The sequence below is a fragment of the Rhodococcus sp. NFXS4 genome, assembly GCF_058139645.1.
Map to the genome: position 1 here is coordinate 578,445 of NZ_CP192221.1, position 12,809 is coordinate 591,253.

A 12,809-nucleotide genomic window follows, 5' to 3' on the forward strand; every position below is an offset into this window, starting at 1 on the left:
AAGATGCAGGGGAGAACACCGTACGCAGCCGTCCTGGCCGTGCTGGCACTCGTGATCGCGCTGGTCGCGGGGTGCTCCGGCACACCCGGGTCCTCGGAGAGCGCCGCGCCGACCACCGAGGCCGCGCCCGTGGCGGCGGTGACCTACGCACCGGCGGCCGGTGCGACCGACGTCTCACCCACCGCTCCGATCTCCGTCTCGGTCGCGAACGGCACCTTCGAGGCCGTGTCGCTCACCACCGCCGACGGCCGCGCCGTCGCGGGAACGCTGGACCCGGCGAAGACGACGTTCACCGTCACCGAGCCCCTCGGGTACGACGCGGTCTACACGTGGGCAGGGACGGCAGTCGGCAGCGACGGCAAGCCGGTGCCGGTCGAGAGCACTCTCGGCACGGTGGCGCCGCAGTCGATCACGTCGGTCTCCACCAACATCGGTGACGGCCAGGAGGTCGGTGTCGCGGCGCCGATCATCCTGAAGTTCGACGACGCGATCGTCGACAAGAAGGCGGTCGAAAAGGCGCTGACGGTGACCACGAACCCGCCGACGGCCGGCTCGTGGGCCTGGCTGCCCGACGACGGCGGGTCCCGCGTGCACTGGCGTCCGCAGAACTACTGGGCCCCCGGCACCACCGTCGACGTGTCGGCGAAGCTCTACGGCGTGAACTACGGCGGCGGCGCCTACGGCGACTCGGACGTCACGGTGAACTTCACCATCGGTCGGAGCCAGGTCGTCGTCGCCGATGCGACCAGCCACCGCATGCAGGTGGTCCGCGACGGCCAGACCGTCATGGACATCCCGGTGAGTTACGGCGAGGGCAACGAGGACCGCAACGTCACGCGCAGCGGCATCCACGTCGTCACCGAGAAGTACGAGGACTTCCTGATGTCCAACCCGCCGTACTACGAGAACGTGCGGGAACGGTGGGCCACCCGCATCTCGAACAACGGCGAGTTCATCCACGCCAACCCGCTGACCACGGGAGTGCAGGGCTCGTCCAACGTGACCAACGGCTGCATCAACCTCTCCACCGAGGACGCGCAGACGTACTTCCAGATGGCCGTCTACGGTGACCCCGTCGAGGTCACCGGCACGCGCATCGATCTCTCGGCGGCGGACGGCGACATCTACGACTGGGCGATCGACTGGCCCACATGGCAGAGCATGAGCGCCCTGACCGCCGCGTGAGAGTCGGACTGCCGCGTGAGAATCAGGTCCGGCGGCTGAAACGGCCGTTCGGGGCCTGATCGCGCGGGCGCACGACGATGGTGTCGAGGTTCACGTGCGAGGGGCGGGACGCCACGAAGCCGATGATCTCGGCGATGTCGGCGGCCACCAACGGGTCGATGCCCTCGTAGACCTTCGCGGCCTTCTCCTCGTCACCGTCGAAGCGGACGAGGGAGAACTCCGTCTCCACCGCGCCCGGAGCGATCTCGGTCAGACGCACGGGCGTGCCCAGCAGTTCGCCGCGGAGCGTCCGGTGCAGCACGCCCTGTGCGTGCTTGGCCGTGGTGTACCCGGCGCCGTTGTCGTACGTCTCGAACGCGGCGATGGACGTGATGGTCACGACGAGACCGTTACCGGACTCGATCAGCTTGGGCAGCAGCGCCTTGGTCATGCGCAGCGTGCCGACGACGTTGGTCTCCCACATCCACTGCCAGTCGTCGAGGTCCGCCTCGAGGATCGGGGCGAGGCCCTTCGCGCCGCCCGCGTTGTTCACCAGGACGTCCACACGGGGCAGCACCGAGGTGAAGGCCGCGACGGAGTCCTCGTCGGTCACGTCGAGGGCGAGGGCGGTGCCGTCGATCTCCTCGGCCAGTGCCTCGAGGCGGTCGACGCGGCGGGCGCCCACGACCACGTGATAGCCGCCGGCGGCGAGTGTCCGCGCGGTGGCGGCGCCGATCCCGGAGCTGGCTCCGGTGACGACGGCGGTGGGGCGGTCGGTCTGGGTCGACGGTGTCGTCGGAACGCTGGTCATGGGAACCAGGCTAGATCGCGTCAGCTCGCGATCGCGCTGTAGCCCGACGCGTCGCCGGCGACGACGCGCGAGTACTCGCCCTGCACGCTGACGGGAACGTCGCCCGCGAGGGTGATGCGCTCGAGGCGGCGGTACTGGTCGTCGTAGTCTGAGACGGCATAGTGCTGGGTCGACCGGTTGTCCCAGATGGCGATGTCGCCGAGCTCCCACGACCACCGGATGGTGTTCTCCAGGCGGGTCACCCGGTCCTGCAGCAGCTCGAAGAGTGCGCGGAACTCCTTGGAGGAGAGGCCCGGGAACGACTTGGCGAAGTGGCCCAGCAGGATCGCGCGCTTCCCCGTCTCGGGATGCACGCGCACCACGGGATGCTCGACCTCGAAGTACTCGCTGCGGAACTCCGCGCGGTAGCGCTCGGCCGTCGACGTGACGGACTTCTCGGCAGCGGTCGCCGCGTAGTCGTAGATGTTGGTGTGCACGGCCCACAGCGACTCCGCGAGGGCCTTCATCGCGGGCGGCAGCTGCTCGTAGCCGGCGGTCGCCGACGCCCAGGTGGTGGTGCCGCCGTACGGGGGCAGGTGCACGGCCCGCAGGATCGACGCCTTCGGCACGCGGTCGACGAACGTCACGTCCGTGTGCCAGCTGTCCGCCTTGTCGTACGTGGAATCGATGGCGAGAGTGCGGGTTCCGCGCGACCGGACCGTGGGGTGCGGGGTGGTGGGGATCCCGAGCCGCTCGGCGAACGCGTACTGCACCTTCTCGTCCACGTGATGCTGGCCGCGGAAGAACACGACCTCGTGCTCGAGCAGCGCCTCGTTGATCTCGTGCACGATCTCGTCCGGGAGATCGCCGCCGATCCGCACGTCGTCGATGCGTGCGCCGATGTTCGCGCCCAGTTTCACGGTCTTCATGGGCTCACTGTGATGCCGAAGTCGCAGGTTGTCCACCCTTCGAATCACCTCGAGCGAAACAGGCGATTCTGCAGCGCGGCGACATCGGTGCTACTTTTCGGTCATGGCACCAGCGAGGAAGTCCGCACCGCGGGTCACGTATGTGACCGCCGCGCTCGGTTCCCGTCTGCCTCTCGCTCGCGAACTCTGTTGTCGACGCGGTCTCTCACGAGTCTGATCGCGCGTCGACGGACGACCTCCATGTGAGGTCCGACGATCGGGTGTGACCGGCCTCGTTCCCAGGCTCCCGGCCCATCCGTCTCGCTCTCGAGGGATTCCCATGTCTGCCCCCACCGTTCTCGCTCAGAGTTCTGCTTCTCGTACGCCGGGTTCCGCCACGCGGTCCCCGTACGGACGTCCCCACCGGCCGAGGCCGGCGCGCGTCGTCGCGCCCGAACTGCGCGTCAGCGACACTCCGGCCGCCGTCGTCCTGCGCGCCGTGGTGCAGCGCGGCCCCGTGTCGCGCGACGTCATCGTCTCGGCCACCGGCATCAGCACCGCCACCGTCAACCGCCACGTCAGTGCGCTCATCGCCGCAGGGCTGCTGCGTGAGCGTGCCGATCTGTCCACGTCCGGCGCCGTCGGGCGTCCCCGCGTTCCGGTGGAGGTGGACCACGAGGGGCAGTGCACCCTCGGGGTGCACATCGGCGCGACCACCACGCGCATCGTCGCCGTCGACCTGCGCGGCACCGTGCTCGGCGGCGTCGAGATCGCCACACCCTCCGGCCCGCACGCCGGCGCACTGCGCTCCATCGCGGAGAGTGCCGCGTCCTTCGCCGCACGGTGGCACCGGCGCCGCATCCTGTTCGTGGGTGTCGCCATCGGTGGCCGCGTGAACGTGCAGAAGGGCACCGTCGATCACCCTCGCCTCGCCTGGTCCGACGCCCCGGTGGGCGCGGTCCTGGGCGAGAGGCTCGGTGCCGTGGTGGCCGTGGCACCCCACGTCGAGGCGATGGCGGCGTCGGAGTTGCTGCTCGCGACGGAGTCGGCCCCCGAGGATGCGGGAAGGCCGGAGGCCGGTGGGTCTGTCGGCGGCCGGCCGGGTACGTCGCTGTACTTCTATGCGCGGGAGATGACGGGGTTGGCGCTGACCATCGACGGTCGGGTGCACACCCCCGCGGGCGGCCCGGGGTCGATCGCTCATCTACCGACCGGCTCGGACGCCGTGTGCGACTGCGGGCGTACGGGATGCCTCGAGGCGACCGTGAGCGATCGGGCCGTCGTGGCCGCGGCGCAGCGCGCCGGACTGCTGGACGAGTCGGAGCGTTCCATCGCTGCGGTGTACCTGGCGGCGCGCACGGGTTCCACTGTGGCACAGGGACTTCTGAACGACCGCGCCGATGCGCTGGGTCGCGCACTGGCGTTGGTGCACGATGTCGTCAACCCCGACAGCGTGCAGGTGGGCGGTCAGGCGTTCACCGCGTATCCGGCGGCGATGGAGCGCGTCGAGGCCGCGTTCGAGTCCTCCAGTTCGGTCGCGACGTCGCGGCGAGTGCGGGTCACCAGCTTCGGCAAGCGCGTGCAGGACCACGCTGCGGCGGCGGTGTCCCTCGGCTCGCTCTACGCCGATCCCGTGGTGACGATGCGGAAGATCGACGCTCAGCGCTGATCGCACGGGGAATACTGCGGACATGACAGCACCCGATCTCCGGTTCTACTTCGACCCGGTGTGCCCGTTCGCCTGGATGACCAGCAGGTGGGTCCGCCTCGTCCAGGCGCAACGGGACTACACCGTCGACTGGAGCTTCATCTCCCTGCGACAACTCAACGCGCACATCGACTACGCGACGCACTTCCCGCCGGAGTACGAGGCGGGACACACTGCGGGGCTCCGGCTGCTCCGGGCTGCCGCGAGCGTGCGGGCCGAGCACGGCCGGGAGGCGATGGGCCCGCTGTACGCCGCGCTCGGCGCGCGGATCTTCGATGCGGAGCCGGTGCCCGACGAGGCCGGTGCTCACGCGCACCGAGGAACGGCCGAGTTCCTCGCACCGATCCTCGCCGGCCTCGGCCTGCCCGAGCATCACGTCCGGGCACTGGACGACACGTCGTTCGACGAGGAGATCCAGGCGTCGACCGACGAGGCGCTGTCGCTCACGGGCAAGGACGTCGGAACACCGATCATCCACGTCGAGCCGCCCGAGGGCGTGGCGTTCTTCGGCCCGGTCATCAGCCGGCTCCCGTCGGACGACGACGCGGTCGAGTTGTGGGACCACGTCGTGGGACTGGCACGGTTCCCGGGATTCGCGGAGCTGAAGCGCAGTCTGCGGGAGCTACCCCAGCTGCGGGCTCTCGGTGTGAGCGAGGACGAGGCGGGCGTGCAGCAGGACTGGCACGGCGGTAGTCGGCGCCGGAAGAAGTAGCTACCGCGTCGGCGCGGGGTACTTCGCGAGGTACTTCTCCCGCTTCGCGGGCTGGATGTTGGAGCGCCGGAGGTCGCCGTCGTAGTGCGCGACCACGCGCTTGTCCATCAGCGCCCGCCACAGGAACGGGAAGTACGACACGAGGATCAGGGGCGCGTAACCCGCTGGGAGCTGCGGAGATTCGGGCATGCTCCGCAGCACCTGGTACCGGCGCGTGGGGTTGGCGTGATGGTCGCTGTGCCGTTGCAGGTGGTAGAGGAAGATGTCGGAGACGGCGTAGTCGCTGTTCCAGCTGTGTTCCGGAGTGCAGCGCTCGTAGCGTCCGTTCTCCTTGGTGCGCCGCAGCAGCCCGTAGTGCTCGAGGTAGTTGACGGCCTCGAGCAGCGAGATCCCGTACACCGCCTGCAGAACCAGGAACGGCAGCAGTTCGACACCGAACACGCCGACCAGCGCACCCCACAGGGCGAGGCTCATGAGCCAGGCGGTGAGATTCGCGTTCGAGAAGGAGAAGGTGCGCTTCCCGGTGCGGTGCAGACGATCACGCTCGAGTGCCCACCCGGAACGGAATCCGCCGAGAACGCTGCGGGGGTAGAACTGCCACAGGGTCTCACCGAGACGCGAGCTCGCCGGATCCTCCGGAGTGGCGACCCGGACGTGATGCCCGCGATTGTGTTCGACGTAGAAGTGCCCGTAGAAGCTCTGCGCGAGCACGATGCGCGAGAGCCACTGTTCGTACTCGACCTTCTTGTGACCGAGCTCGTGCGCCGTGTTGATGCCGATGCCGCCGACGAGTCCGATGGTCAGCGCCACGCCGATCTTCGAGGCGAGTGACAGGCCGTTCTCGAGCCCGAGCCACGAGAGGTCGTCGGCCGTCAGTAGATGGGACGACAGCCCGATGCCGAAGAACTGCATGGGGATGTAGGCGTAGACGCAGCCGCGATACCAGAAGTCGGCCTCGAGAGACTCGACCAGATCCTCGGGCGGATTCTCGTCGAACGGGACGACGATGCGATCCGCGATGGGGACCACGACGTAGAGGAACAGGGGACCCGACCACCACGCGACCTGTGACACTCCCGGTGCCCACCACTGCAGCCCGAAGACGATGCCCACGGAGATGAGCGGAAGCATCGGAGCGATGAGAGCCCACGGCCAGTAGTACCGGTTGAGGTCACGCCATTCGCCCGTCTTCGGCGAGATGGAGCGCTGGTGTGTTTCGGTCACGACGGAACTTTACCGACGTGTCGACGCTGCTCAGGCCGCTGCACGAGCCCTTCTGACATCCCACAACGTGCGCCCAATATGTTGGTGGCATGGCAATACGAGAGGCGCTCGGGCGCGACGGAACATCCCTGGTCTACCGCGTCACGGGAGACGTCTCGGCTCGACCGTTGGTGCTGCTGCACGGCTGGGCCCAGACCGGAGCCTGCTGGGGCGACGACCTCCTCGCCGACCTGTCCGAGCGGTACCGCGTCATCGCGGTGGACCTGCGCGGGCACGGCATGTCCGGTGCCCCCGACGTCGGTTACGACCGGTCGGCGCTGTGGGCCGGGGACGTGCACGCCGTTCTCGAGCAGGAGGGCATCCGCTCGGGTGCGGTCCTGCTGGGCTGGTCCTACGGCGGTCTGGTGCTGTGCGACTACCTGTCGGTGTACGGCACCGGTGCGGTGGCGGGTGTCGTCTTCGTCGCGGCGATCACCGCGATCGGTCCGGACCGACCCGGCGGCGCCGTCGGCACGGCGATGCGTGCGGCGATCCCCGGCGCGATGAGCGCGGACTCGCGCGTGGCCATCAGGGCGCTCGCGAGTTTCGGCAACGCCCTCACCGGACCCGGCGAAGGACACGGCGCCGCAGCTCAGGCACTGTTCGGCGCCAGCCTGGCGACGCGTCCACGCGTGCGGTCCGCGGTGTTCCGGCGCGACGTGGGACACGACGAGACGCTGGCGGCGCTGGACGTCCCCACCCTGGTGATGCACGGCACGGCGGACACGGTGGTGGACGTCGGCGCGGGTCGGCACACCGCCTCCGTCGTGCCCGGTGCGTCGACCTCGTGGTGGGAGGGCGTCGATCACGGTCCGTTCGTCGCGGACCCGGCCCGCTTCCTGTCCGAGCTGGCGGGTTTCGTCGACTCTCTGGGTTAGTCCACACACGTGATGCATGTCAGAACGGTGGGGGGTCGTCGGTGTCGGCGACTTCCCGGGCCCGTCGGTTGCGGTTGCGGTTGCGTTCGTTCCTCCGGCGGGCATGTTTGTCCGCCAGACGTGTGCGGCGTCTGCTGGGGGGAGTGCGGGGCGGACTCGGTGGTGGAGGATCGGCCGTCTTGAAGGTGACGTCGGCGAGTCCGGGGTGGATGTCGTATCCGTTGTGCGCCGGCCCCGCGACGACGAGGCCCTCGGGCGTGGTGACGGTGGAGACGACGCGTCCCGTGTCGTCCTCGGTGTACTGATCGTCGACGAAGTCGCCGAACGTCTTCAAGTTGTGGTGGAACCTGCATTTGCCGCCGAGGTTGACGTCGGTCGTCTGGCCGCCGCCGTCGGGATTCTCATGGTCGTACTCCGCGATGTGGTCGAGATCGCCGGTCCACACCCCACGGTTGCAGCCGGGCCAGGTGCAGTACTGGTCGCGAATGCGCACGAACGTGTCGAGGGCGCTGGAGGGGCGGTACGGATCGGCGGGCTGTGATGCGGGGTTGGTGGTCGAGACGGGGCGGATGACGGCGTCGGCACGATCGGCGAGGTCGGCGACGTGGTCGGGCGAGATGACGCCGTGGCCGACGAGGAACCCTGGATTGCCGTCGGCGGCGGTGTCGCCGGCCATGGTGGTGGAGTCTGTGACGACGTGCACGATGAATGACATGAGCAGGCCGTCCTCACCGGTCCGCCCGGGCGCGGAGCAGTCCGGATCGTCGCACTGGCACTCGTACGCTGTGCGGGTGGCGAGGGCGAACAGGGCGTCGCTGGAACGGGCGCCCTTGCTGCGAGGATCCTTGCGACACACGCGTCCGGCCAACTCCTCCACCGCGGCAGCGACGACGACGGCATTGTCGGCTGTCATGGTTGCGCCCAGGTATGCCATGCCGTCGGGTCCCGCGTCGATCCAGAAGCTGCGGTTGTTCTCGGCGAGCACACGTCGTTCCCTGACGGCGTCGGGATCGTGGCGGTAGACGATGCGGTCGATCATGTCCCGCATGCGTTTGTCCGACCACGAGCCGCGTCGCTGTAGGGCCGCGGCGATCTCGGTGTCGACTTCCCGCACGTACGTGGTGCCGTCGACGAGGTCGGTTCGGCCGATGATGGTGTGGACGTGTTTGGGGGCGATGAGGCCGTCGCGGAGGCACTCGGCTACGCGGGGAAACCGGTCTCGGAGTGCAATTGCGCGGGTCAGGATGCCTTCTCCGGCACCCTGGCTGACGGACAGGACGGCCGAGATGCGGGCGGCGCAGTGAGTCGTCGCATCCATCCGGCGGTGATCGGACATCTCGTGAGGAACGACGAGTTGAGTGTGCAGTTCCGCTGCGGCCCGGTATCGGGTCCATTCGAGATAGGACAGTCCGGCCGAGGCGTAGGACATCGTGGACAGGAGGGTGTTCACGGGTGCGTCGAGGAGCGTTCCGGGTAGGCCCATGGCCTCCGGATCCTGCGTCGCCCACCCCTGTTCGAACATGTGTGCGAAGGTATCAGGGTCCTCCGACATGTTTCCATGACTCCCGCGGGGCAGTGGCGTACGTGTTCCCGGCGCTGTGAATGTCGGCGGGTTCCCGCGCATGTGTCGGCACGCTCGTAGGGGGATGGCCGGGTAGGCGGGGGCCTGCGGCGCAATCGGACAGGGCACACTGGGTGTGTGGTCCGCCGTCACAGCCCGCATCGGGTAGCCGTGTTGTCGCTGCACACGTCTCCGCTGGCGCAGCCCGGCACGGGGGACGCGGGCGGCATGAACGTGTACGTCCTGCAGACCGCCGTGCAGATGGCGGCGCGCGGAGTCGAGGTGGAGATCTTCACCCGGGCCACGTCCTCCCGTGACGAACCCGTGGTCGAGGCCGCGCCCGGCGTACTGGTGCGCAGCATCGCGGCCGGCCCGTTCGAGGGTCTCGACAAGCACGACCTGCCCACCCAGCTCTGCGCCTTCGCCGCGGGTGTCCTGCGCGAGGAGGCACGGCACGAGCCGGGCCACTACGACATGATCCACTCGCACTACTGGTTGTCGGGGCAGGTCGGCTGGCTCGCCCGCGACCGGTGGAAGGTCCCCCTGGTGCACACCGCGCACACGCTCGCCGCGGTGAAGAACCTGTCGGTGGCGGCGGGGGACAAGCCGGAACCGGCGGCCCGCCGCATCGGTGAGAAGCAGGTCGTCGAGGAAGCCGATCGGCTCACGGCCAACACTCTCGACGAGGCCCGGGCCCTCGTCGATCTGTACGACGCGGCCGAGGACAAGATCGACGTCGTCGCGCCGGGAGCGGACCTGAGCATGTTCCGGCCGGGCGATCGCGCCGCCGCTCGACGCTCCCTGGGGCTGGACGCCGACGACCCCCTCGTGACGTTCGTGGGACGGATCCAGCCTCTCAAGGCGCCGGACGTCCTCGTCGCGGCCGTCGCCGAGATCCACCGGCGGGACCCGTCGTCGCGCGTGCGCGTGCTGGTGGTCGGTGGCCCGTCGGGCACCGGTCTGGAACGGCCCGACTCCCTCATCGAGCTGAGTCGCCGGCTGGGCATCGAGGATCGGGTGACGTTCCTCCCGCCGCAACCCCCGGACAGGCTGGCGGACGTCTACCGCGCGTCGGATCTCGTTGCGGTGCCCAGTTATTCGGAGTCCTTCGGTCTCGTGGCCATCGAGGCCCAGGCGTGCGGTGTCCCGGTGGTCGCCGCGGACGTCGGGGGCCTCGGTGTGGCCGTGCGGGACGGGGAGACCGGCGTGCTGGTGCAGGGCCACGATCCGGCCGACTGGGCCACCGCGGTGCAGTCGTTGCTCGCCGACGACCGTCTGCGCACCGTGATGGCGTCGAATGCCTCACGACATGCGGAGAACTTCTCGTGGGAACACACCTCGGACGCGTTGCTGGACACCTACGCCCGCGCGGCGTGGAGATTCGGCCGTACCGCGGGTGTCGAGAGACCGACAGGTGAGTTCTCGCCTCGCAGACCCCGTGGTCTGTGGCGACTACGACGGACAGGACCGGTGAGAGCGCTGTGACGACGACCGACCAGGTGACGGAACTGATCGACTCGGTGTTGGCCGACCGGGAGTTGGACTACTCCCGGGCCACCGACACGCAGTTCGTCGTGGACCTTCCCGGTGAGAAGAAGCTCAAGACCTCGACGATGCTGACGGTCGGCAACCACGGCGTGCGCATCGAGGCCTTCGTGTGCCGCAAGCCCGACGAGAACTTCGAGGGCGTGTACCGATACCTGTTGCGGCGCAACCGCCGTCTGTACGGAGTGCACTACACGATCGACAAGATCGGTGACATCTACCTCGTCGGCAAGATGTCGACGCACGCGGTCACGGGAGACGAGATCGACCGCATCCTCGGGCAGGTGCTCGAGGCGGCCGACGGCGATTTCAACGTGCTGCTCGAACTGGGCTTCGCCGAGTCCATCCGCCGCGAGTGGGCGTGGCGCGTCTCGCGCGGCGAGTCGCTGAACAACCTGAAGGCATTCGAGCATCTGGTGAACGGCAGGCCGGACGACGGGCCCACGTCCTGGGTGCAGCCGGCGGACCGAGCGGACGACGACCGGGACTGATTCGGACACCGTGCAGGTAGGCTCCCTCGTGTGATGGCTGTCACCCGGAATGTCCGAAGGATGTTTATGTGACCGCCCGACACATTAAGGTTGCCTTTCTGTCGTCCCTGCTGTGCCGATGAGGAGTTCCATGAGTTTCCGCAGCCCGTACCCCGACGTCGAGATTCCCGAGCAGAGCGTCTACGAGTTCCTCTTCGGTGACCTCACCGAGGACGACCTCGCGCGCCCCGCCCTGATCGACGGGCCCAGCGGCGCCGTCACCGACTACCGCACTCTCGTCGGTCAGATCAACGGAGTCGCAGGCGCACTCGCCTCGCGCGGAGTGAAGGTCGGCGACGTGGTCGCGGTGCACTCGCCCAACGTGCCGGCGTTCGCGTCGGTGTTCCACGGCATCCTGCGCGCCGGTGCGATCGCCACGACGATCAATGCTCTGTACAACGCCGAGGACATCGCGAAGCAGCTCACGGACTCGTCCGCGACCATGATCTTCACGGTCTCGCCGCTGCTCCCGCAGGCGAAGGCCGCTGCGGAGCAGGTCGGTCTGTCGGCCGATCGCATCGTCGTGCTCGACGGCGCGGAGGGCCACGAGTCGCTGCGTGACCTCCTCACCGAGGGTGCACAGGCGCCCGACGTCAGCTTCGACCCGTCGACCCACCTCGCGGTGCTGCCCTACTCCTCGGGTACCACGGGACGGCCGAAGGGCGTCATGCTCACGCACCGCAACCTGGTGGCCAACGTGTCGCAGATCGAGCCGCGCATGGGCGCGAACCGGGACGACGTCCTGCTCGCCGTGCTGCCGTTCTTCCACATCTACGGCATGACCGTGCTGCTCAACCTCGGCCTCAAGGTGCGCGCGTCGCTGGTCACGATGCCGCGCTTCGATCTCGAACAGTTCCTGAGCCTCACCACCGAGAAGAAGATCACCTACCTCTTCATCGCGCCGCCCGTCGCCGTCGCACTGGCCAAGCACCCGATGGTGGACCAGTACGACATCTCCAGCGTGCGAATGGTGTTCTCCGGTGCCGCCGCCCTCGACGAGAACCTGGGCAACGCCGTCGCGAAGCGACTGAAGACCAAGGTGCGTCAGGGTTACGGCATGAGCGAGCTGAGCCCCGTCTCGCACGCCATCCCGTTCGACGGCGACGACATGCCGCTGAGCAGCTGCGGCACCGCCGTCGCCAACTCGGAGAACAAGCTCGTCGATCCGGCCACCGGCGAGGAGGTGGCCTACCCGGAGCCCGGCTCGGACAAGGTCAGCGAGCCCGGTGAGCTGTGGATCAAGGGCCCGAACGTCATGGCCGGCTACCTGAACAACGACGCTGCGACGGCCGAGACGCTCGACGCCGACGGGTACCTGCACACCGGCGACATCGCCGTCGTCGACGGTCGTGGGTGCGTCAGCATCGTGGACCGGCTCAAGGAGCTGATCAAGTACAAGGGCTACCAGGTGCCGCCCGCCGAGCTCGAGTCGCTGCTGCTCACGCACCCGCAGATCGCCGATGCGGCCGTCATCGGCGTGCTCGACGACGAGGGCGAAGAGGTACCGAAGGCGTTCGTCGTGCTGCAGCAGGGCGCCGAGCTCACCGAGGACGACGTCATGACGTTCGTGTCCGAGAAGGTGTCGCCGCACAAGAAGGTTCGCCGCGTGCAGTTCATCGACACGGTGCCGAAGTCGGCGTCCGGCAAGATCCTGCGCAAGGATCTGCGCGCGGCCGAGCCTGCCGCCGGCTGACACTCCCTGTACCGCCCGAACACCCTCTCCAGCGTGCTGGAGAGGGTGTTCGCGTCA

At 68.6% G+C, this 12,809-nt stretch carries 11 protein-coding genes; 7 read left to right on the forward strand and 4 right to left on the reverse strand.

What is annotated here, in order from left to right:
- Nucleotides 1-3 precede the first annotated feature (3 nt).
- Nucleotides 4-1,185, forward strand: a complete 1,182-nt coding sequence (locus tag J4E04_RS02815) for a L,D-transpeptidase (protein ID WP_490150492.1) — start codon at nt 4-6, stop codon at nt 1,183-1,185.
- A gap of 22 nt (nt 1,186-1,207) precedes the next feature.
- Here the strand turns inward: J4E04_RS02815 and J4E04_RS02820 are convergent, their stop codons facing one another.
- Nucleotides 1,208-1,975: an SDR family NAD(P)-dependent oxidoreductase gene (locus J4E04_RS02820; protein ID WP_222631935.1), complete on the reverse strand. Its 768-nt coding sequence runs from the start codon at nt 1,973-1,975 to the stop codon at nt 1,208-1,210.
- Nucleotides 1,976-1,995: 20 nt separating this feature from the next.
- A complete protein-coding gene (locus J4E04_RS02825; protein ID WP_307091179.1) occupies nt 1,996-2,883 on the reverse strand; it encodes a TauD/TfdA dioxygenase family protein in 888 nt (295 codons plus the stop codon).
- A 319-nt stretch (nt 2,884-3,202) separates the two neighbouring features.
- On the opposite strand from J4E04_RS02825, the gene J4E04_RS02830 reads away from it, so the two are divergent.
- Nucleotides 3,203-4,531, forward strand: coding sequence for an ROK family transcriptional regulator (locus J4E04_RS02830; RefSeq protein WP_307108224.1), 1,329 nt, complete (start codon nt 3,203-3,205; stop codon nt 4,529-4,531).
- A 22-nt stretch (nt 4,532-4,553) separates the two neighbouring features.
- A complete protein-coding gene (locus tag J4E04_RS02835) occupies nt 4,554-5,282 on the forward strand; it encodes a mycothiol-dependent nitroreductase Rv2466c family protein (protein WP_056441587.1) in 729 nt (242 codons plus the stop codon).
- On the opposite strand, the gene J4E04_RS02840 is transcribed toward J4E04_RS02835, so the two are convergent.
- On the reverse strand, nt 5,283-6,506 hold the full coding sequence (locus tag J4E04_RS02840) for an alkane 1-monooxygenase (protein ID WP_307091186.1): 1,224 nt from the start codon (nt 6,504-6,506) through the stop codon (nt 5,283-5,285).
- Nucleotides 6,507-6,595: 89 nt separating this feature from the next.
- Here J4E04_RS02840 and J4E04_RS02845 point away from each other — a divergent pair, with 89 nt between their 5' ends.
- The gene (locus J4E04_RS02845) at nt 6,596-7,423 is read left to right on the forward strand and encodes an alpha/beta fold hydrolase (protein WP_490149853.1); all 828 of its coding nucleotides are present in this window, start codon (nt 6,596-6,598) and stop codon (nt 7,421-7,423) included.
- A 19-nt stretch (nt 7,424-7,442) separates the two neighbouring features.
- Here the strand turns inward: J4E04_RS02845 and J4E04_RS02850 are convergent, their stop codons facing one another.
- The gene (locus J4E04_RS02850; RefSeq protein ID WP_490149854.1) at nt 7,443-8,945 is read right to left on the reverse strand and encodes a DUF222 domain-containing protein; all 1,503 of its coding nucleotides are present in this window, start codon (nt 8,943-8,945) and stop codon (nt 7,443-7,445) included.
- A 144-nt stretch (nt 8,946-9,089) separates the two neighbouring features.
- Here J4E04_RS02850 and mshA point away from each other — a divergent pair, with 144 nt between their 5' ends.
- From mshA to J4E04_RS02865, 3 genes are all read left to right on the forward strand, one after another.
- On the forward strand, nt 9,090-10,469 hold the full coding sequence (gene mshA, locus J4E04_RS02855) for a D-inositol-3-phosphate glycosyltransferase (protein ID WP_490150493.1): 1,380 nt from the start codon (nt 9,090-9,092) through the stop codon (nt 10,467-10,469).
- Complete coding sequence (locus tag J4E04_RS02860; RefSeq protein ID WP_490149855.1) at nt 10,466-11,020, forward strand: type III secretion system chaperone family protein; 555 nt, start codon at nt 10,466-10,468, stop codon at nt 11,018-11,020. The genes mshA and J4E04_RS02860 overlap by 4 nt, the downstream gene beginning before the upstream one ends.
- Before the next feature lie 130 nt (nt 11,021-11,150).
- A complete protein-coding gene (locus J4E04_RS02865; protein ID WP_027506349.1) occupies nt 11,151-12,752 on the forward strand; it encodes an AMP-binding protein in 1,602 nt (533 codons plus the stop codon).
- The last annotated feature ends 57 nt before the right edge of the window (nt 12,753-12,809 follow it).